Origin of the sequence: Qipengyuania sp. (assembly GCF_042095715.1) — a bacterium.
Classification (GTDB): Bacteria; Pseudomonadota; Alphaproteobacteria; order Sphingomonadales; family Sphingomonadaceae; genus Qipengyuania.
Map to the genome: position 1 here is coordinate 1 of NZ_JBELMO010000014.1, position 20,351 is coordinate 20,351.

Consider the following 20,351-nt stretch of genomic DNA (forward strand, 5'->3'; position numbering starts at 1 on the left):
CAACGAAAGCAAGGCGACCGGCGGCGGCAGCGCGATCCTGCCCACCCCCGCCATCGGCGGCGTTGGCATCATCGATGATTACGCCGCAATGATGACCATGGGGTTCAAGGGCGCGGGCGACACGCTCTACCTCGTCGGGCCCGAATTCTGGGCGCGGCCCGATCCCACCCGCTCGCATCTCGGCAAATCGCTGTGGCTGGATATAATTCACGGTAATGACGGCGGCCGCACCCCGCCCACCGACCTCACCATCGAACGCAACGCGGGCGAGATCGTGCGCGAGATGATCGGCCACGGACTGGTCAACGCGGTCCACGACATCTCGGACGGCGGCCTTGCCGTGGCGCTTGCGGAAATGGCGCTGGCCGGCGGCGTGGGCGCCGAAGTGGAGGCCAATCCCGCCTATACCCCCGCGCAATGGTGGTTCGGCGAGGATCAGGGCCGCTACATCATCTCCGTCCCCGATGTGGAGGCGCTCAACAGGCAGCTCGCCAAGGGTACGAAAAACGACGAAACCGCCCAGATCGGCTTTACGAGAATCGGCAAGACCGGCGGAGACAGCGTGCTCGGCGTCAAGCTGGCGGATATGCGCGAGGCGAGTGATAGCTTCTTCAGGGACTGGATGGAGGGGTAGCAGGCGGCGCAACGCACCCGTGTGCGCTGCCGCTTCCCCCCACCGTAAACCCGGCTTCATATCGGGTGGCCCTTCCCCTCGGCGCTGAAGTGCTCGATTGTGCGAATCGTGACCGGCACCATCCCCTTCAGTTTGGACCACCTGGACGACGCTGAGGCGCTTTCTCGGGTAGAAGGTCTGCGCGACCGGCTGCGGCTCCGGCGAAGTTGCCGCGATTTCTCCGCAGAGCTGGTGCCTCGAGCCATCATCGAAACCGCTATAGCGGCGGCAGGCACGGCGCCTAGCGGAGCGAATCACCAGCCTTGGCACTTCACGGTGGTGGGCTCGGCCGAAACGAAACGGGCAATCCGCGAGGCGGCCGAAGCCGAGGAGCGCGCCTTCTACGCGGGCAAGGCCGGAACGGCTTGGCTTGAGGCGCTGGCGCCGCTGGGCACCGACGCCGAAAAGCCTTTCCTTGAAATCGCCCCGTGGCTGATCGTGGTCTTCGCCCAGCGCAAGGGCGGCATCGCCGAAGATGGCGAGACGCAGAACTATTATGTGAGCGAAAGCGTGGGCATCGCCTGCGGCATGCTGCTGGCGGCGCTAAACGAAGCGGGCCTTGCGACCCTCACACATACGCCATCGCCGATGGGGTTCCTGAGAGAGATCTGCGGGAGGCCCGAATGGGAAAAGCCGGTGATGATCGTTGTCGCTGGCCACCCGGCGCCTGGCGCACGCGTGCCCGATCACGTTTCGCGAAAAAAGCCGCTCGAGCAGCTTGTGAACTGGCTGTGATCAAAGGCGGTCTGCCCCGATCGCGCGGGCGTTCGTGGAACTTGGCCGCCTATCGCCGCCCCGAGTACTCAGGCCAAGACCCATTCGCTGCGCGGAATTCCCAATAGCTTGAGAACATTGGTCAAATCGCCATTCTCCACCCATCCATCGGCAGCAGCGCGGGCCTTGGGCTTGGCGCGATAGGCGATTCCATAGTCCGCCGCCTCGAGCATGGGAATATCGTTGGCGCCGTCCCCCATGGCGAGGACCCTTGCGCCCTCTCCAAGCTTTTCAGCTTCTTCCCTCAGTGTCCTCGCCTTGGTGGAGGCATCGCTGACAGGCCCGGCGAGCGCTCCGGTGAGCTTCCCATCGGCAACCGCCAGGCGATTTCCGACCACCCGCTCGAACCCGATCGTCTCGGCAACGGGATCGGCGAAATGATGGAAGCCCCCGGTCACCAGCACCGTCCGGCAACCCTTGGATTGCAGCGTACGGACCAGCGTCCTGGCCCCCGCTACGGGAGAAATTTGCTCTTTAAGACAGAGTTCTATCGCCGTTTCCTCAAGCCCTTCGAGTAACGCGACCCGGTCCTTCAAGGCGCTGGGAAAGTCGAGTTCGCCCTGCATCGCGCGTTCGGTAATTTCGGCAATTCTGCTTTTCAGCCCGGCATAATCCGCCAGTTCGTCGATGCACTCCTGCCCGATCATCGTAGAGTCCATATCGGATACGAAGAGCCGCGGAATCTCGATCTCGCTTGATGCCATCAGTAGGTCGCAGGGAGCCATATGTTTATCCAGAACTGCCCTGATCTGAACATCCTGTTCGCCCGCGAACAGGATCTGTAGGACGTCGGAACAGGCATCCAGCATCGCCGCCGATGCCATCGGTGCGCCGATATCTTCAAGTGCCTTCGCCGCTGCATCGAGGCGTTTCTCCAGTCCCTCTGGCTCTGCTATCAGCCGCGCAATGAGCACTTCCACAGTCTCCGACAAACCCCCGTTGGCGCTCATTGCAGGGCCGACGGCCAGCGGCAAGAGCGCCCTTGCAGTCCGGCTCGCCAAGTCGATCGAGGCGCGCGGCGGCTCTGCCGTTGTAATCAATGCCGACAGCGCGCAGGTTTATGCCGACCTGCGCGTCCTCTCGGCCCGACCCACAGAAGAGGAAATGGAGGGAATTCCGCATCGCATTTTCGGCACTTGGGACGGCTCCGTTGCCTGTTCCGCTGCGGACTGGTCCAAGTCCGCAAGGGACGAAATCGCGCGGGCTCATGCGGAAGGGGCATACCCGATCCTGGTCGGTGGAACGGGGCTTTACTTCAGGACTCTGCTGGACGGTATAGCCCCCATCCCCCCTATCGATCCGGCAATTCGCGATGAAGTTCGCGCCTTGTCCCAAGAGGATGCCAGGGCCGCACTCGAAGCGGAAGATCCACTGGCTGCCACACGCCTGGCGCCCCGCGATACGGCGCGCACCACCCGGGCGCTGGAAGTCATCCGTTCGACCGGTCGGCCAATTACGGATTGGCAGGGGGCCCGCTCCGGTGGCATCGCCGGGGAGATCGGCCTGCATCCCCTGGTGCTCATGCCAGAGCGCCCATGGCTATACGCGCGGTGCGATCTACGCTTTGGCGCGATGCTCGAGAATGGCGCTCGCCAGGAAGTCGCCGCCCTTCTCGAGCGGCGGCTGTCAGAGGATCTGCCCGTAATGCGGGCCATCGGCGTGCGCGAAGTAGCAAGGTTGCTGGAGGGCCAGGCCTCTTTTGAGGAGACGGTGGAAGCGGGTTGCCTTGCAACCCGGCGCTATGCGAAACGCCAGTTTACCTGGTTCCGGCATCAAGCTCCCGCCGATTGGCCACGGATCGAGTCTGAAAATTACGGAAATACCGAAATCGATGAATTATTCTTTCGTTTTTTGTCTTGACTTTGAAACTGAGCGCGCTCAGGTGGACTTCCCCGTCGGCCCGGCGCTCAGACCCTGCGCCGGGCCATTTTTCGTCGTCAGGAGGTTGAAGTGAGTACCGAACGGAGCGGAGCGGCCATTCTGGTCGACAGTCTCATTCGCGAAGGCGTGGAGGTGGTCTTCGGCTACCCCGGCGGCGCGGTTCTCCCCATCTACGACGAATTGTTCGGCCACGACGGGATCCGGCATATTCTGGTCCGCCACGAGGCCGGAGCGGCCCATGCGGCGGAAGGCTATGCCCGCGCGACAGGCCGGCCCGGCGTTGTTCTCGTAACCAGCGGACCCGGCGCCACTAATGCGGTCACCGGAATCGCCGATGCCTGGATGGATTCCATCCCAATGGTCATCATAACCGGACAGGTTCCAACGGCGCTCATCGGCACCGACGCTTTTCAGGAAGCCGATACGGTCGGCATCACGCGCCACTGCACCAAGCACAACTATCTGGTAAAGGATCCGGGAAGCCTCGCGGGCACGATCGCCGAAGCCTTCCGCATCGCCACCAGCGGCCGTCCCGGGCCGGTGCTGGTGGACATTCCCAAGGACGTGCAGATCGCCATGGCCGCCGATGCCATGCGCGAAGCTCCTCCCCTCCCCTCCCACCGCTATCAGCCTCGCGTGGCGGCAAATCCGGAAGAAATATCGCAAGCCGTCGATATGATCGCCTCGGCGGAACGACCGGTCTTCTATACGGGTGGCGGCGTCATCAACTCCGGCCCGGTCGCCAGCGAACTCCTGCGTCAGCTTCAGCGTAAGACCGGTGCGCCGGTAACAAGCACGTTGATGGGCCTCGGCGCCTTCCCGGCGACGCATCCCGATTGGCTGGGGATGCTGGGCATGCACGGAACCTATGAAGCGAACATGACCATGAACCGCGCCGATCTCATCGTGGCGATCGGTGCGCGCTTCGATGATCGCGTGACGGGACGCCTCGATTCCTTCGCGCCGGAAGCAACGAAGATCCACATCGATATCGACCGGGCGAGCATAAACAAGATCGTTCCCGTCGATCTCGGGATCATCGGTGATTGCGCCACCGTCCTCGAACAGATCATTCAGGCGTGGGGAGACCGCAGGCCGCGCGATCTGTCTGAGTGGACTGCGCGGATCATGGGCTGGAAGGCGCGCGAGTGTTTGGCCTATCCGGAGCGGAAGGATGCAATCATGCCGCAGAAGGCAATCGAACGCCTCTTTGCACTGACCAAGGCGCACGACCCCATCATCTCAACCGAAGTCGGTCAGCACCAGATGTGGGCAGCGCAGTATTTCGGATTCGACGCGCCCAACCGCTGGCTCACCAGCGGTGGTCTTGGCACGATGGGCTATGGTCTGCCGGCGGCGATCGGTGCTCAGCTCGGTAATCCCGATGCCCTAGTGATCGACATTGCGGGCGAGGCGAGCATCCAGATGAATATCCAGGAGCTTGCCACCGCGAGCCAGTATCGCCTGCCGGTGAAGGTCTTCATTCTAAACAACGAATTCATGGGCATGGTCCGCCAGTGGCAAGAACTGACCTACGAAAGCCGCTATTCGAACAGCTACTCCGACAGCCTGCCGGATTTTGTCAGGCTGGCGGAAGCATACGGGTGGAAAGGCATCCGCATCGAGGACGAGAGCAATCTCGATGCCGGGATCGAGGCGATGCTGGCCCATGACGGCCCGGTGATGGTCGACTGCCTCGTCGCCAAGGAAGCCAATTGCCTCCCCATGATCCCGAGTGGAGCGGCCCACACCGAGATGCTGCTTTATGGCGATCTTGTGAGCGGAACAATGGCAGACGAAGCCAAGGCGCTGGTATAAGGCGACCCCCAATGAAGATCGAAACCCAGGATGCCGAAAGGCATGTGCTGACCGTGCAGGTCGATAACGAGGCGGGCATTCTCGCCAAGATCGCCGGCATGTTCACGGCGCGCGGCTACAATATCGACAGTCTCACGGTTGCCGATATCTCCGAAGACCATGCGGTAAGCCGGATCACCGTGGTCACCAACGGCCCCCCGCCCGTCATCGACCAGATCAGGGCTCAGCTCGAGCGTCTGGTTCCTGTGCACAAGGTCACGGATCTCACCGAGCAGGGCCCCTATGTCGAACGCGAGCTCGCGCTCGTCAAAGTTGCGGGCATGGGTGAAAAGCGCGTGGAAGCGCTGCGGATCGCGGAGCTTTTCCGCGCGAAGGTAGTGGATACCACCACCAGCAGCTTCGTGTTTGAAATTACGGGTTCGCCCGACAAGATTTCCAGTTTTCTGGTGTTGATGCGCGAACTCGGGCTGGTCGAAGTGGGCCGATCCGGGATCGTCGGAATGTTGCGTGGCGCCGGGGGCGCCTGAGTAAAAGGGAAAGACATGCAGGTTTATTACGACAAGGATTGCGACACTGACCTCATCAAGGGGAAGAAAGTCGCGATTGTTGGATACGGCAGCCAGGGGCACGCACATGCCCAGAACCTTCGCGACAGTGGTGTCGGCGAAGTGGCGATCGCCCTTCGTGAAGGTTCGGCGACGCGCAAGAAGGCGGAAGAGGCTGGCTTCAAGGTCATGAGCAACAGCGAAGCCGCCGCTTGGGCGGATGTCGTCATGGTCCTCGCCCCTGACGAGCATCAGGCCGCGATCTGGGCGAATGACATGTCCGGCGAAATGAAGGCGGGCAGCACGCTTGCCTTCGCGCACGGTCTCAACGTGCATTTCGGCCTGATCGAACCCCCGGCCGACATCGACGTGATCATGATCGCCCCTAAAGGACCGGGCCACACCGTGCGTTCCGAATATCAGCGTGGCGGCGGCGTACCCTGCCTGATCGCGGTTCATCAGGAAAGCACGCAGTCGGGCGGCAACGGCTATGCCAAGGCTTTGGCACTCAGCTACGCCAGCGCGGTCGGCGGCGGTCGGTCGGGTATCATCGAGACAACCTTCCGCGAAGAATGCGAGACCGATCTTTTCGGCGAGCAGGCTGTGCTTTGCGGCGGTATAACCCATCTTATCCAGGCCGGTTTCGAAACGCTCGTGGAAGCTGGCTATGCACCCGAGATGGCCTATTTTGAGTGCCTCCACGAAACCAAGCTAATCGTGGACCTGCTCTACGAAGGCGGTATCGCCAATATGCGTTATTCCATCAGCAATACTGCGGAATATGGAGACATCACCACCGGACCGCGGATCATCACCGATGAGACCAAGGCCGAAATGAAGCGTGTTCTGGCGGACATTCAATCCGGCCGCTTCGTTAAAAACTTCGTGCTCGACAACCAGGCAGGTCAGCCCGAGCTAAAGGCGAGCCGCAAGGCGGCAGAAGCACATCCGATCGAGAAGGTTGGAACGAAGCTTCGCGAGATGATGCTCTGGATCGGCAAGAACAAGCTGGTCGACAAGGCGGTGAATTGATCGGTTCCGCCCGCCGGTCGGGCGGTTGTCGTTGGATGGGAGGACCACAGTGAAACGCTTCAGCATACCCCTATGCGTGCTGGCCCTGGCTGGCGTGGCGGTGACGACATCCGGCGCGCAGGAGGTGTCTCCTCGCGCGCCGGGCATGATCGATCCCGCGCGCGTCACCGGTGGTACTTACCAGGCGGACGCGGCTCATAGTCTCGTATCCTGGCGCGTGAACCATCTCGGCTTCAACGATTACATCGGCCTATTCGGCGACGTCTCTGGAACCCTGGTAATCGATCCGGCGAAGCCGCAAGAAGCCAAGGTCGATGTGACAGTGCCGATCACCTCAGTTTTGGTGGCCAGTTCCGGGTTGCGTGAGCACTTGCTTCGCGCAGGCAAGAAAGGCACCAAGCCGGACTTCTTCGGACCCGATCCCGCCCCGGCACGCTTTGTGTCCACGGCTGTCAGGCTGAACCCAGGTCAGGTCACCGCGCATGTCGAGGGCAATTTGACGTTAAACGGCGTTACAAAACCGGTGGAGCTGTACATCCGCTTCACCGGTGCAGGGACCGGGCCGATGAACAAGGCTGAGACGATCGGCTTCGAAGGCCGCACGACGATCAGCCGCTCGGAGTTCGGCATCGGATACGGCATCCCGATGGTCGGCGATGATGTGGAACTCACGCTGACCGCAGCATTCGAGAAACCGGCGGCTTAAGAGTTGCTGGGTAATGCTCGGCGCAGCCGGTCGGTGCATTCGGCACTGGCTCCAAGCTGCGCGAGACGATGCGCCACATCTCTTCAGCATAGTGGTAAATTGACCCATACGGCTCCCGGCGATACGCGGGGACGGTGATCGCGCGGCATATCTTAATCCCCCTGCATGACTTCTCCGCAGGCGGGACGGAGGCCTTCGCATTTCGATTGGCGCGACACTGGATTTCGGAGGGGCGCCGGGTGACGGTGCTCGCCGGCGCTTCCCGTGGGCCGATGCGAGATCGCGTGCCAGACGGTGCGGACGTACGAATACTTTCGCCTGAACGACCCCGAACAGCATTGTCGCGTATCAATCTGGGAAAACATATGGCCCCGACGGCTGCTTCCCTCGCGCCGGACGTCATTTTCGTGCCAGGTAACTTTCATTTCGGCGTCGCAAGAGCCTTCAAGCAACGGTTGCCCAGGGTGCCGATCGTGGCAAAAATCAGCAATCCGCTGGTGCCGGCAGTGATGGAGCGCCCACCGATGCTCTCGATAGCCCGGTCTGCTCTATCGGGAGTGACCCGGGGTATCGATTGCTTCGCTGCGACGTCCCCCGGCTTGGCAGATGATCTTGTAAGACTTCTCCCACATGCAAGCGTCACCGTCCTTTACAACCCGTTCGTCCCTGATGGCGCGTTGCCTTTTCGGGCACGCGAGATTCGGCGAGCTCGCGAAGCGCTTAGGCTCGTAGGGATCGGACGGCTTGAGGCGCAAAAGGACTGGCCGCTCGCGCTGCGGACAATTTACGCGCTTCGACGCGAGGTTGAGGTGACACTGACAATATATGGCGAGGGGCCTTTGCGATCGGCACTTGAAGGTCTGACACGATCCTTAGGGCTGGAAAACAATGTTTTCTTTCCAGGCTTTACAGATGATATTTCCCAGGCTTTCGCAACCGCGCATGCTCTGCTCGTAACGTCCCGATATGAAGGCGGACCGGCGGTAGCCGCGGAGGCATTGATTCATGGCGTGCCGGTCGTCTCGACTGCCTGCTCGCATTTCCTGTCGGACCTGATTGATCGCCCGGCGCTCGGCCGGATCGTAGCTAGCCGCGCGCCCGAAGATCTCGCCCGCGCAGCGCTGGATCTCAGCCGGACAGCCTTCGCCCCCGAGGCCGTCATCGAGGCCAAAGTCGCTCCCTTGCGGCAGAGCCGATCCGCCCTTGCCTATCTGGAGGTGTTCGACAGCCTCGTATCCGAAGGAGCGCGCGGTGCGGCTGAATGACTGCCACAACATCGAAGATTTTCGCCGGCTTGCGAAGGCACGCCTGCCATGGCCGGTTTTCGACTATATCGACGGGGCTGCCGACGACGAGATCACGAAGACCCGCAATACCCAAGCCTTCAAGACAGCGGATCTGGTTCCCGACGTTCTTGCCGGCGTCTCCGAAATCGACACCTCGTGCCGCATCATGGGCCGTAAGAGCGCCCTTCCCCTCGTCCTCAGCCCGACCGCACTGCAGCGCGTGTTTCACTGGGAAGGGGAAAAGGCGGTGGCCCGAGCAGCCGAGAAATTCGGCCTGTGGTTCGGCATATCGAGCCTGGCCACGCATTCGATCGAGGTTATCGCCGCGCTCACATCCGGACCGAAACTGTTTCAGCTCTATGTCCACAAGGATCAGGGTCTGAACACATCAATGATCGAACGATGCAAGGCAAGCGGTTTCGATGCTCTCGCCCTGACCGTGGACACGATCGTCTCGGGCAAACGCGAGCGTTGCATGCGCTCCGGCTTCACCACCCCGCCCCGCTTCACGCCTAGCGCTGTCTGGAGCTACGCGACGCGCCCCCGGTGGACGCTCGATTATCTCTTCAGGGAAAAGTTCAGCCTTCCGAATTTGGACACGCACGTTGCCGAAGGCAGCAGCAAGTCGGTCAGCATCGCCGAATATTTCAACACCATGCTCGATACTGCCATGGATTGGGATACCGCCGCGGCCATTCGCAGCGACTGGGGCGGCACCTTCGCCCTGAAAGGCATCATGAGCGCCACCGATGCCCGCAGGGCCGTCGATATCGGTGCGGATGCCATATGGATTTCCAATCACGGCGGCCGACAGCTCGACGGGGGCAGGTCGCCGTTCGACCAACTGGCGGAAATCGAAGACGCGGTGGGCGGGGAGATCGAGATTATCTGTGATGGAGGTGTCCGCCGCGGCACCCATGTTCTGAAAGCTCTTTGCGCCGGGGCCGACGCCACATCGGGCGGCCGCCTCTACCTCTATGCGCTGGCTGCCGCCGGGCAAGCGGGGGTGGAACGCGCCCTCGGCATTTTGAAGGACGAGATCGAACGCGGTATGAGGCTGATGGGTGTCACTAGCGTGGATCAGCTCACCCCGAACCGCCTGCGGTGGCGCAATTAGGAGAAGGTTACGGTTGCCCTGCGCGAAATTTTGCGCAATGCATGAATGATGCCTCGTTTCGGATACATGCTACGACTTACTCGCCCCCGGGCGTAAGCTTGCGTGCCTGTAGGCGCGCCGCGCTACGGGGGACTGACCCGACCTTGCCGAAACTGCACGAGACTTAGCCCAATGCCCATGCTCCGCGACCCGAGCAGCAAATACGCGCCGTTCCCATCGATCCCGATAAAGGATCGTCAGTGGCCGTCACGTACCATCACCTCTCCCCCCCGCTGGCTCTCCACCGACCTCAGGGACGGCAATCAGGCCATCGTCGATCCGATGGACTCGGCGAAAAAGAACCGTTTTTTCGACCTGCTGGTCAATCTCGGCCTCAAAGAGATCGAAGTCGGTTTTCCCAGTGCCGGTCAAACCGAATTCGATTTCATCTCTCAACTGGTGCGATCCGGGCGGGTCCCGGAAGAGGTGACCGTTCAGGTCTTGACCCAGAGTCGGGAAGATCTGATCCGCACGAGCTTCGCCAGCCTCGATGGCGCGCACTCCGCGATCGTCCACCTTTACAACGCCGTCAGCCCGACCTGGCGAGAAATCGTGTTCGGGATGACGCGGGACGAGGTGAAGGCAATCGCCGTCGCCGGAGCGAAGGTCCTGCGCGACGAAGCCGGCGCGAGTCCCGGCACCGACTGGCACTTCGAATACAGCCCCGAGACTTTCTCGACCGCGGAGCTCGATTTCAGCGTGGAGGTCTGCGAAGCCGTCATGGAGGTGCTGGCGCCTACGCCCGATCATCCCATCATCCTCAATCTCCCCGCCACGGTCGAAGCTGCAGGCCCCAATGTCTATGCGGATCAGATCGAACAGTTCATCCGCATGCTCCCAAATCGCGAATCCGCAGTCATCAGCCTGCACACGCATAATGATCGGGGCACCGGTGTGGCCGCCGCGGAACTGGGACTGCTGGCGGGCGCCGACCGCGTCGAAGGCTGCCTTTTTGGCAATGGGGAACGGACCGGGAATTGTTGCCTGGTGACGATGGCGCTCAATTTGTACACGCAGGGCATCGATCCCGGCCTCGATTTTTCCGACATCGATCGGGCCATCGAAACCGTGGAATATTGCAACCAATTACCCGTTCATCCCCGGCACCCCTATGGGGGCGAACTGGTGTATACGGCGTTTTCCGGCAGCCATCAGGATGCGATCAAGAAAGGCTTCGCCGCGCGCGAGGACCAGAACAGCGAGCGCTGGCGGGTGCCCTACCTACCCATCGATCCTGCCGATCTGGGCAGAAATTACGAAGCGGTCATCCGCGTGAATTCGCAAAGCGGAAAGGGCGGTTTCGCGTGGGTCCTCGAACAGGATCAGGGCCTCAAGCTTCCCAAGCGAATGCAGGCCGACTTTGCCCCGCATGTACAGAAAATGGCGGACAAGCTCGGGCGCGAACTGAATGCTGCCGACATTTGGCAGGCTTTCCAGCAGGCCTATCATGTCCAGACGCGGCCCAAGCACTTCCAGCTTGTCAATTATCAGGAAACCCGCGCCACGGACGGGACGCGCGTTTTCTCTGGTACCATCGAAGTCGATGGGACGGCTCGTTCGGTCACCGGAAGAGGCAACGGCCTCATCTCCTCCGTCATGGCCACGTTGCGGGACAGCTTCGGGATCGCTCTGGAGGTCAAGGACTACACCGAACACGCGATGGGGGCCGGTTCCGACGCCCGCGCCGCGGCCTATCTGGAGTGTGCCCTTCCTGATGGTCGCACCGTCTGGGGCTGCGGAATCGACGAGGACATCGCCACCGCCAGCGTACGCGCCGTGCTGAGCGCCGCGAACTGCTCGGTCAGCTAGTCGCGATATCCCGGGCGATCGCATAGGGCAGGCTCGCCCGGCCCAGCGGATCGAAGACCAGTCGCCCGCTCGCGGGTGGCAGCGATCGCTGTTGGCAGTCCACCCTGTGGCATTGCCTGCATCCCGGGCCGATCCGGGTCGGCGTGCCTTCATCCAGCGATTTGCCATGCGATTGAACCAACGCTCCGCCCAGTCTTGCGTCGAGGCCAAGCACGACCGAAAAGCGGCTCGACTCTCCTGCCGCGCCACCAACCGAAACCGTTCTGGCCATACAGAACCACTCCTTCGCCTCTCCTGCCGTCTCCTCGAGAGAGACCAATTCAGTGAGCAGATCGCCGGGTTGCCTGAATGTCTTCATGGCAATCCAGAGTGGGCATAGTTGCTCGGTATCGAAGAAGGTGGCCCCGCTGGCGCCCACGAACCGTTTCGAAAGCTGACCCGCCCCGTCGACACGTAACATAAAGAACGGAAGGCCGCGCTGGCCAACACGCTGAAGCGTGGTGAGCCTGTGCGCCAGTTGCTCGAAACTGACCTCGAAACGGCGAAGCAAGATCGACAGATCATATCCGGTTGCATCGCAGGCTCGAAGAAACCGGCCGTACGGCATGATGAGAGCGGCTGCGAAATACGCTGAAAGATGTCGTTTCAGGAACTCGCGCGAGCTGTCGTCCTCGAGCTTGGCGCCCTGAACGATTTTCTCGATTTCGTCTCTCTGCTCCAGTTCCGCCAGTTGGACAGCCATCTGGAATGTCCGGGACCTGGGGCCCAACATTTCTGCCAGCTGGACCTGGCGCGCGTGCAAATCCAGTCGCCTTCGATGATCCGGCATGACCTCCCGGGGCAAGATGCGCACGGCAAGCTGGTGCCTTTCCCTCAGGCGATCCACCAAAGCGGCGGAAAGATTTCCGCGCGACAACCGCATTTCGTCGGCCAGCGCTTCAGCTGCGTGATCGAGATCGGAAAAATGGTTCTTCCAGTGCTCAATCGCCGTCCGAACCGCATAGGTCGGTTCGGCGTTCGGCAGGGCGGCCGGGTGTCCAGCCTGATCGTAAAGGCGTGCGAAAGCCGCGGCAATCTGGGGGCTTTCGGACAAGAACGTGTCAACCTCCTCCCGGTCGATCCCCAGATCGGCAAACCGTTCGTCACCCACGCGACGGACCAGACCGTCAAGTCCGCCAATCCTCTCGTCGATCTTGAGCGACTGCGGGTCGAACGCGAATTCCGAAATCAGCTGTACCAGTACCCGTGCCGTGACAGGTCTCTGATTGCGCTCGATGAGATTGAGATAGCTGGCAGATATGGCGAGGCGGCTGGCCATTGCCGCTTGAGTGAGGTTTTCCCTCTTGCGCAGCCGTCGCAATGCCGGCCCGGCCATCATCGGTTCGTCAGCCATTTGTAAACATCTCTACTTATTTACAGCGGTTATACCCGATGATGAACAACCTTTACAGCGTTAACTGTAAATCTTTCTCACGCTTCAGCCGGCACGCGGATACATCCTTCTCCAAGAAGCCAGTCGGGATTTGAATTATGACCTACCAACAGCGTATCGGCGAACTCAACAGCACCATTTCCGGAGCAGGAGCCCCTTGGGCCGCTATCGACGGCGAATCGGCTGCTCGGATGCAGGTTCAGAATCGTTTTCCTACCGGGCTGGACATCGCGCGCTACACCGCGAAGATTATGCGCGAGGATATGGATGCATACGATGCCGATCCCGCACAATATACGCAGTCGCTGGGTGCATGGCATGGCTTCATCGCCCAGCAGGAGATCATCAGCGTCAAGAAGCACTTTGGCGAGACCCGCCGGCGCTATGTTTATCTGTCCGGATGGATGGTCGCCGCGCTGCGCAGCGATTTCGGGCCCCTGCCGGACCAGTCCATGCATGAGAAGACCAGCGTTCCGGCGCTGATCGAAGAAATCTATACCTTCCTCAAGCAGGCCGATGCCCGTGAACTGGGCGGCATGTTTCGCGCCCTCGACGCTGCACGCGGATCGGGCGATGAGGTTGAGGCGAGGCGTCTCCAGCAGGCCATCGACAATCACGAAACGCATGTCGTGCCGATCATCGCCGACATCGACGCCGGCTTCGGCAACGCCGAGGCGACCTATCTGCTAGCCAAGAAGATGATCGAAGCGGGCGCCTGTGCCCTTCAGATCGAAAACCAGGTTTCCGACGAAAAGCAGTGCGGCCACCAGGATGGCAAGGTCACCGTGCCGCACGAGGACTTCCTCCAGAAGATCCGTGCCATACGCTACGCCTTCCTGGAACTTGGCGTGCCGGACGGCATCATCGTCGCTCGCACTGACAGCCTGGGTGCGGGCCTGACCAAGCAAATCGCGTTCAGCACCGAGCCGGGCGACCTGGGCGACAAGTACAACAGCTTCCTTGACTGCGAGGAGGTGGACCCGTCGAACGTGACCAACGGTCAGGTTTTCATAAGCCGCGACGGCAAGCTGATGGCGCCAAAGCGTCTTCCCTCGAATCTTTACCAGTTCCGCGCCGGAACGGGCGAAGATCGGTGCGTCCTCGATTGCATCACCGCGCTCCAAAACGGGGCCGACCTGTTGTGGATCGAGACCGAAAAGCCGCACATCCGCCAGATCGGCGGAATGGTCGACCGGATCCGCGAAGTCATCCCAAATGCCAAGCTGGTCTACAACAACTCTCCCAGCTTCAACTGGACCCTCAGCTTCCGTCAGCAAGTGTATGACGCATGGGCCGAAGAGGGCCGCGATCTGTCCGCTTTCGACCGCGACAGGCTGATGAGCGTGGATTACGATGCGACCGACCTGGCACAGGAGGCCGATGAGCGGATCCGTACCTTCCAGCGTGACGCGGCGCGAGAAGCAGGAATTTTCCACCACCTCATCACCCTGCCGACCTATCATACCGCGGCGTTGAGCACCGATAATCTGGCCAAGCGCTATTTCGGCGACGAAGGAATGCTCGGCTACGTCAAGCAGGTCCAGCGCGAGGAAATCCGCCAGGGTATCGCCTGCGTAAAGCATCAGAACATGGCGGGAAGCGACATCGGCGACGACCACAAGGAGTACTTTGCAGGCGAAGCTGCCTTGAAGGCGGGCGGTTCGGCCAATACGATGAACCAGTTCGCAGCTGCTTAAGGACCGGATCATGACCGAACCAACCGCCGCTAGGGAGCCGGGCCGCGCCCGCGCCCTCTTCTCGACCGCCGATTTCCGTTTGCTTCGTACCGCGCTCGCAAGTCACGCCAAGGTGACCGACGATCGCGAGGAATTGGCCAAGATCAACGCTCTGCACCATCGCCTCGGCACCTATGTGAGCGGCGAATAGCAACATCTCCTGGGGAGGAGAGACGGCCACCGGGTGCCCTGACAGGCTGCACGGTGGCCGTTTTTATCGTCAGCTCGACGGCATCAGATGCATGGCCGCACCGGCCAGCGCCTCAGCACCGGTAGCTATCACCTTTTCCGCGTCGGGAGCCCAGAACGGCGAGTGGAGCGAGGGCAGAGGTTTGCCTTCCTTTTTAAGCGCCTCCAGCATGGGCTGCGGCGTGCCGCTGATCCAGAAAATCATCGCCTTGATCGAATCGGGGTCGGCACGGCGGTATTCGCTGAAATCCTCTCCGCCCATCACCGGTTCCGCTTCGAAGACGCGATCCTCTCCAAACCGCTCCTTGAACCTCGCAGCGAGTTCCAGGGTGAACTCTGGGCTATTGTAGGTCGCCGGGGTGAAATCTTCTTTCACGGTGACCACGGGGAGCATTTCGCCCTCCAGACCGGCTGCAATCGCCTCCCCACGGGCAATTCGCGCGATACCGTCGAGCAGCTGCTTGCGGCTTTCATCCGTATAGCTGCGGACGGTGAGCTGAAGCTTCGCCTCGTCCGAAATGATGTTGTGCTTCGCTCCGGCAAGGAAGCTGCCCACCGTCACGACTGCCGGCTCGAAAGGCGATTTCTCGCGGCTGACGAGCGTTTGAAGACGCATCACGATCGCGCTTGCAATCACGATGGGATCCTTCGTGGATTGCGGATAGGCACCATGTCCACCTACCCCCTTCACCTTGATATCGACGCTATCCACATTCGCGAGCGCAAACCCCGGGACATATCCGATGGTCCCCGCAGGCGCGGGCGCCGCCGCATCGTGGAAGGCCAGTGCGTAGTCGGGTTTGGGAAATCGCGTATAGAGCCCATCAGCGAGCATCGCTCGAGCGCCGCCGCCCGCCTCTTCCGCAGGTTGCAGCACCATCACCAGCGTCCCGCTCCATTTGTCCTTGTGGCGGGAAAGTAGCTGAGCAGCGCCAATGAAGCCCGTCATGTGAGTATCATGGCCGCACGCATGCATGACCCCGGTGGTCACTCCGCTTTCCGGAACCGCAGTTTCCTTGCTGGCATACGGGAGCCCCGTCTGCTCCACGACGGGTAGGCCATCCATGTCGGCGCGCAGCAGAACCGTCGGCCCTTCGCCATTGCGCAGCACCGACACCACGCCTGTTTTACCCACTTTTTCGGTAACCTCGAAGCCAAGCTTGCGCATGCGCGCCGCCAACTTCGCGGAAGTCCTCACCTCCTGAAAGCTGAGCTCGGGGTGGGCATGGAGATCGCGATAGAGCTCCATGAGGGCGGGCATGTCACCCTGAAGTTCTGCGCCGAGATCCTGCGCATGGGCCGCCCCGGGGATCGTCATCGCCGCTAGGGCCAGTTTCAACATAAATTTGGACATACGCCTCCAGTTCCATAGACATGGACCACTTGGACCACTTGGACCACAGTCCAAGGGACAAGAAATCCGCTTGCGGACTTACCGGCGCTGAGCGGCCGAACCGGTAGGCTGGCAGATTGCGCGGCGATAGGAAAGTTTTCTTGGTCGGAGCTCAGAGGCCGTAGGTCAGGGCAAGCGTCACGGACAGCACGATCACCATCAAGATAACCAGCGGAACACCGGTCCGGATGTAGTCGCGGAATTCATAGCTGCCCTCCGCCATGATCAGCATGTTCGTCTGGTAAGCGATGGGCGTGGCGTAGCAAAGATTGCAACCGAACAGGACCGCCAGGATCAGCGGTTCCGCGGGCAGACCCAGCCTCTGCGCGATCGCGAAAGCGATGGGCGTGCCGACCGTCGCGGCGGTCGCATTGCTGGCAAAGTTGGTCAGCAAGGTCACGAACAGCATGATCGCCGCGAGTACTGCCGCCGGGCTAAGATGTTGCAAACCTTGCGCGAGCGCCTGGCCCAGCCAGTCAGCCGCTCCACTGTCATCGATGATCCGCCCGATAGCAATGCTGGCTGCTACCAGGACGATAACCTTGGCGGACAGCGCGCGGCCTACCCTGTCGAATTTGACGCAGCCGGTCACGAACATCAGGATGGCGCCGGCCAGCGCACTGATCGCGATGGGCAACAGGCCGATTGATGCAGTGCCCACGCTCCCTACCATGATGCCGAAGGCCAGAACCGCCTTGGAACGTCGCGGAAGCTCGCGCGCGCCTTCGAGACGGAGCAGGCTGTCGCCGCGCGCGAAGGCGGCAAGGTCAGGCTCTATCCCCATCACCAGCAGGACGTCGCCCTCGGCAATGCGCAAATCCCCGCCTTCGCTGTATTCCTCGCGTCCGCCGATCACTCGTTGAGGTCGATGAATGCCGATTACGGCAACGCCGTATAGATCGGCGATGCCCGATGTGGGCAAAGTTCGGCTGATGAGGCGCGAATCGCCGGTCACGGTCATTTCGACCACCAGAACGTCCAACCTGTCGGCCGACGCCCGGCGGTTGATCCGATCCAGCACCCAGCCTGGAGCCGCTTCCCCCCGTAGCGTGCGGATCGCCTCTTCCAATGCTTCGTGGGGCGCCGACATGGCGAGACGTTGCATCGGTTTCAGGAGACCCGGCGGCGCGTCGTGGAACTCGATCTCGCTTGGCAATCGGGGCAGCATCTCGGCCAGTTCGCGGCCGTTCATGACGCTGTTTTCGGTTACGCGCAGCCGCGTGTGGAAACGCCGCGGAGCCACTGCGGCGGTCGTCCGGTTGTCGCCCAGCATTCTCGGCGCGATCAGCCACAAGTACGGTAGCGCTACCAGGGCCGCGACCGCCACGATCGGCGTGAAGTGAAAGACCGACATCTGTGGCATTCCCAGATCGCGCGCGATCGAGACCACGAGAACGTTGGTCGAGGTACCGATCGTAGTTGCCATCCCGCCGATAAGAACCGCCGCATTGAGGGGTATCAGCGTCTTGGATGCAGGCAGCCCACCCCTCGCCGCAAGCTGAACGAAGATCGGCAGCAACAGAACCAGGACCGGCGTGTCGTTGACCGCCATCGAAAGCGCGAAAGCCAAGACCAGCGAAACAAGCAATCCCAATTGCTGGTTGGTCTTGAACACCCGCTCTAGAAGCTTTGCAGCCGGATCCAGAGCACCGGTCACGACCAGCCCTCTACCCATGATCATGAGCGCGCAAATCGTGACCAGCGCGTAATGACCGAAGCCGGCAAAGGCGAGCGCCAGCCCTTCAGTCGGGCCAGTGCCGGGTAGCGGAAAGAAATAGAGACCGACGGCGATAACCGCGATCGTCAGAAGCGAGACTATCTCCACGGCCATGCGCCCACGCGCAAAGCCGATGAACATCGCGACGGTTACGGCCATGGCAGCCAGCGCGTGATAGGATGGTGTGCCAAGCATCGTCTGACACCCTGATTCCCACAGTCGTCAGCGAATACAAGCGAAACGTTCGTGGCCGAGCGGCTGCCTGTCCTTACCTGACGCTAAATCACTCCTGGTAGGCGCGCGTCAGCAGCCGTTTTCGCAGCATGCCAGCAGGAGGCAGGTCGAAGGCGGCCGTGTCGATAACCGAGATGATCTTGTCGGTTCCATAGGTGAAGCGAAGGTCGATCGTCTGTTGCTTCACCGATTTGTCGAGGCGGATCGAGTGGAAGGCGCGGACCATCGGGAGCGAGGGATCGTCCTGATTGATGTCCACGACCATGGCGATCAGCCCGGATTCCAGCTCCACGAAGGTACCGATGGGATAAATGCCCACCGATCCTGAGAACCCTGCCAGAACGGTGTCATCGTAGCTGTCCTGCTGCCTCTGGATTTGTTCGAGAGCCATGGCGGGATCGAGAGGCGGCCGATTGTAACCGCCGCTGACCAGGAAATCGAAATCGTCGCATACAGCTGCCATCTTTGCCAGGATGCCGATCTGGTCGCCGATGATTCCGAAGGGGAAGCCGGATCCATCGACCCGCTCGTGATGATCCAGGCAAGCTCGGACCACCTCCTGCGGCACGTCCCCCGCAAGCGACAAAACATCGTGGCCGTAGGCCACATGCTGCTCCATGATGGGCTGCGGCAGTGCTCTATAATCCCCATCGACCTCGGCCAGATGGTCGGACATTTGCCCCACGCCGACATCCATGAGCAGGCCTGTAAGACCGGCCAGACGAATATCGTCCCGCGACAATTTCAATGTCCGCCCCAAAGAAATCATCAGCGCGCAGCTTGCAAGCGCGTGGCGATAGACTTCGCCTGTTTCAGCCTGGCACCGCAGGATCCCGGTCAAGGTGTGAGGATTGCTGGCGACGGATTCGTAAATCTCTTCGACGACCGCTTCCACGTCCGCCAGCTTGATTTTCTCACCCAGACGCGCGTTGAGGAAAACGCGCGAAATGACCTTCTGCGACCGATCCGCGACAGCCTTCGCACGTCCGAACTCGCGTGCACCGGGAAGCTCGATCCTGACGGGGATTACTGGCGCCGAGCCCCTTGGTGCGACGAGCGGTTCGCTAGCAAAAATACCGCTCGCAAGCGGCTTCGCCGGCTCTCGCTCGCTAGCCGAATTGTTGTCCTCAGCGCAGTTCTTGGGGAGGCACCCGCGAGAGGTGTCGATGATGACGCCTGGGACCGAGCTTTCGCGCAAGACGCGCAACTGTTTTTCATCTGAAAGCACAAAGCGGCGCTTCCAGAACGGATGGCGCAGCCAATTGCCTTCCAGCCTCTCGACAAACATTCCGATTTCCGCTTCGGCGGCTTCGATTCTCTGCAGCATGGCCCCTGACTTTCGATCAGAGACAGTTAGGTCGGCAGGCACAAAATCGGTGTGATATCTGCTCTACGTATTTCTACGAGTTCGGCGAGATTTTGCCGGCGCGGTGGTGGTGCCCCTGGCCCGACTCGAACGGGCACTTCTTGCGAAACTCGATTTTGAGTCGAGCGCGTCTACCAATTCCGCCACAGGGGCCCAGTAACCGGGTTTCAGGCAGGCGGCGCGCTTAGCCGACGGTTGCGCACCATTCAAGCGATAGCGACGAAATCACATTGCCCAGACCAAACCGACATGTGCGAGCTTCGGCATGCCTTCATGGCGCCCGCCGAATGCTCCGAGCAAGACCACCGGGCCCCGGAAGGCCAAGGAAACCTCCCATTCCGGCGCGTCAAAGTCGCTGGACCAAGTGGCCAACCTTCTAGCAGGAATGTGATCGCCCGCGTCGTCCTGCTGATAAGAGCCGAACCCATCGGTCGACGAATCGGTGGCTCGCTCATCTTGAAGCTCGAACGGCACCACGGGGGACCGGACAGCGTGATTATCGGCGGGGGACAGCGTAACGACGGCGGCGGCAACAAGTTCGAGCATCTTGCGACTCCGGACAGCTTCTGGACCGGTGTATAGCAAACTCTGCTTTGTCGCGCGT

Annotated in this window: 18 protein-coding genes and 1 tRNA gene; 12 read left to right on the forward strand and 7 right to left on the reverse strand. The window is 61.2% G+C overall.

All coding sequences use genetic code 11. From position 1 onward, the window contains the following. Positions 1 to 634 (forward strand): AIR synthase-related protein (locus ACFDTG_RS05400; RefSeq protein WP_375289996.1); only part of this gene is annotated, 634 nt, incomplete at its 5' end. A 108-nt stretch (positions 635 to 742) separates the two neighbouring features. After that, on the forward strand, positions 743 to 1,408 hold the full coding sequence (locus tag ACFDTG_RS05405; protein WP_375289997.1) for a nitroreductase family protein: 666 nt from the start codon (positions 743 to 745) through the stop codon (positions 1,406 to 1,408). Positions 1,409 to 1,476: 68 nt separating this feature from the next. Here the strand turns inward: ACFDTG_RS05405 and serB are convergent, their stop codons facing one another. Then, positions 1,477 to 2,361 (reverse strand): phosphoserine phosphatase SerB, encoded by an 885-nt coding sequence (serB, locus tag ACFDTG_RS05410; RefSeq protein WP_375290045.1) that lies wholly within the window; start codon positions 2,359 to 2,361, stop codon positions 1,477 to 1,479. Between serB and miaA the strand changes: the two genes are divergently transcribed. The 8 genes from miaA to leuA all read left to right on the forward strand — a co-directional run bounded on the left by miaA (position 2,354) and on the right by leuA (position 11,680). Beyond that, positions 2,354 to 3,307: a tRNA (adenosine(37)-N6)-dimethylallyltransferase MiaA gene (miaA, locus tag ACFDTG_RS05415; protein WP_375289998.1), complete on the forward strand. Its 954-nt coding sequence runs from the start codon at positions 2,354 to 2,356 to the stop codon at positions 3,305 to 3,307. The genes serB and miaA overlap by 8 nt on opposite strands. 90 nt (positions 3,308 to 3,397) lie before the next feature. Continuing rightward, positions 3,398 to 5,146: a biosynthetic-type acetolactate synthase large subunit gene (gene ilvB / locus ACFDTG_RS05420; RefSeq protein ID WP_375289999.1), complete on the forward strand. Its 1,749-nt coding sequence runs from the start codon at positions 3,398 to 3,400 to the stop codon at positions 5,144 to 5,146. 11 nt (positions 5,147 to 5,157) lie between these two features. Continuing rightward, positions 5,158 to 5,673 (forward strand): acetolactate synthase small subunit, encoded by a 516-nt coding sequence (gene ilvN / locus ACFDTG_RS05425; protein ID WP_375290000.1) that lies wholly within the window; start codon positions 5,158 to 5,160, stop codon positions 5,671 to 5,673. Between the two features lie 15 nt (positions 5,674 to 5,688). Beyond that, positions 5,689 to 6,723, forward strand: a complete 1,035-nt coding sequence (gene ilvC / locus ACFDTG_RS05430) for a ketol-acid reductoisomerase (protein ID WP_375290002.1) — start codon at positions 5,689 to 5,691, stop codon at positions 6,721 to 6,723. Positions 6,724 to 6,772: 49 nt separating this feature from the next. Further along, positions 6,773 to 7,429, forward strand: a complete 657-nt coding sequence (locus ACFDTG_RS05435) for a YceI family protein (protein ID WP_375290003.1) — start codon at positions 6,773 to 6,775, stop codon at positions 7,427 to 7,429. A 134-nt stretch (positions 7,430 to 7,563) separates the two neighbouring features. Next, a complete protein-coding gene (locus ACFDTG_RS05440) occupies positions 7,564 to 8,694 on the forward strand; it encodes a glycosyltransferase (protein ID WP_375290004.1) in 1,131 nt (376 codons plus the stop codon). Continuing rightward, a complete protein-coding gene (locus ACFDTG_RS05445; protein ID WP_375290005.1) occupies positions 8,681 to 9,832 on the forward strand; it encodes an alpha-hydroxy acid oxidase in 1,152 nt (383 codons plus the stop codon). The genes ACFDTG_RS05440 and ACFDTG_RS05445 overlap by 14 nt, the downstream gene beginning before the upstream one ends. A 171-nt stretch (positions 9,833 to 10,003) precedes the next feature. After that, entirely contained in the window at positions 10,004 to 11,680 is a 1,677-nt protein-coding gene (leuA, locus tag ACFDTG_RS05450) for a 2-isopropylmalate synthase (protein WP_375290006.1), read from the forward strand. Here leuA and ACFDTG_RS05455 read toward each other — a convergent pair. Further along, entirely contained in the window at positions 11,673 to 13,073 is a 1,401-nt protein-coding gene (locus ACFDTG_RS05455; RefSeq protein WP_375290007.1) for a short-chain fatty acyl-CoA regulator family protein, read from the reverse strand. The genes leuA and ACFDTG_RS05455 overlap by 8 nt on opposite strands. A gap of 137 nt (positions 13,074 to 13,210) precedes the next feature. Between ACFDTG_RS05455 and ACFDTG_RS05460 the strand changes: the two genes are divergently transcribed. Both ACFDTG_RS05460 and ACFDTG_RS05465 read left to right on the forward strand, forming a co-directional pair. Then, entirely contained in the window at positions 13,211 to 14,809 is a 1,599-nt protein-coding gene (locus ACFDTG_RS05460; protein ID WP_375290008.1) for an isocitrate lyase, read from the forward strand. Positions 14,810 to 14,819: 10 nt separating this feature from the next. Beyond that, positions 14,820 to 14,999: a hypothetical protein gene (locus tag ACFDTG_RS05465; RefSeq protein ID WP_375290009.1), complete on the forward strand. Its 180-nt coding sequence runs from the start codon at positions 14,820 to 14,822 to the stop codon at positions 14,997 to 14,999. Between the two features lie 69 nt (positions 15,000 to 15,068). On the opposite strand, the gene ACFDTG_RS05470 is transcribed toward ACFDTG_RS05465, so the two are convergent. The 5 genes from ACFDTG_RS05470 to ACFDTG_RS05490 form a co-directional block, all read right to left on the reverse strand. After that, the gene (locus tag ACFDTG_RS05470; protein ID WP_375290010.1) at positions 15,069 to 16,391 is read right to left on the reverse strand and encodes an amidohydrolase; all 1,323 of its coding nucleotides are present in this window, start codon (positions 16,389 to 16,391) and stop codon (positions 15,069 to 15,071) included. Positions 16,392 to 16,542: 151 nt separating this feature from the next. Beyond that, on the reverse strand, positions 16,543 to 18,342 hold the full coding sequence (locus ACFDTG_RS05475; protein ID WP_375290011.1) for an SLC13 family permease: 1,800 nt from the start codon (positions 18,340 to 18,342) through the stop codon (positions 16,543 to 16,545). An 88-nt stretch (positions 18,343 to 18,430) separates the two neighbouring features. Beyond that, complete coding sequence (locus ACFDTG_RS05480; protein ID WP_375290012.1) at positions 18,431 to 19,708, reverse strand: HD-GYP domain-containing protein; 1,278 nt, start codon at positions 19,706 to 19,708, stop codon at positions 18,431 to 18,433. Positions 19,709 to 19,815: 107 nt separating this feature from the next. After that, positions 19,816 to 19,900: transfer RNA gene (locus ACFDTG_RS05485), tRNA-Leu, on the reverse strand. Positions 19,901 to 19,972: 72 nt separating this feature from the next. After that, a complete protein-coding gene (locus tag ACFDTG_RS05490; protein WP_375290013.1) occupies positions 19,973 to 20,293 on the reverse strand; it encodes a hypothetical protein in 321 nt (106 codons plus the stop codon). Between the last annotated feature and the right edge of the window lie 58 nt (positions 20,294 to 20,351).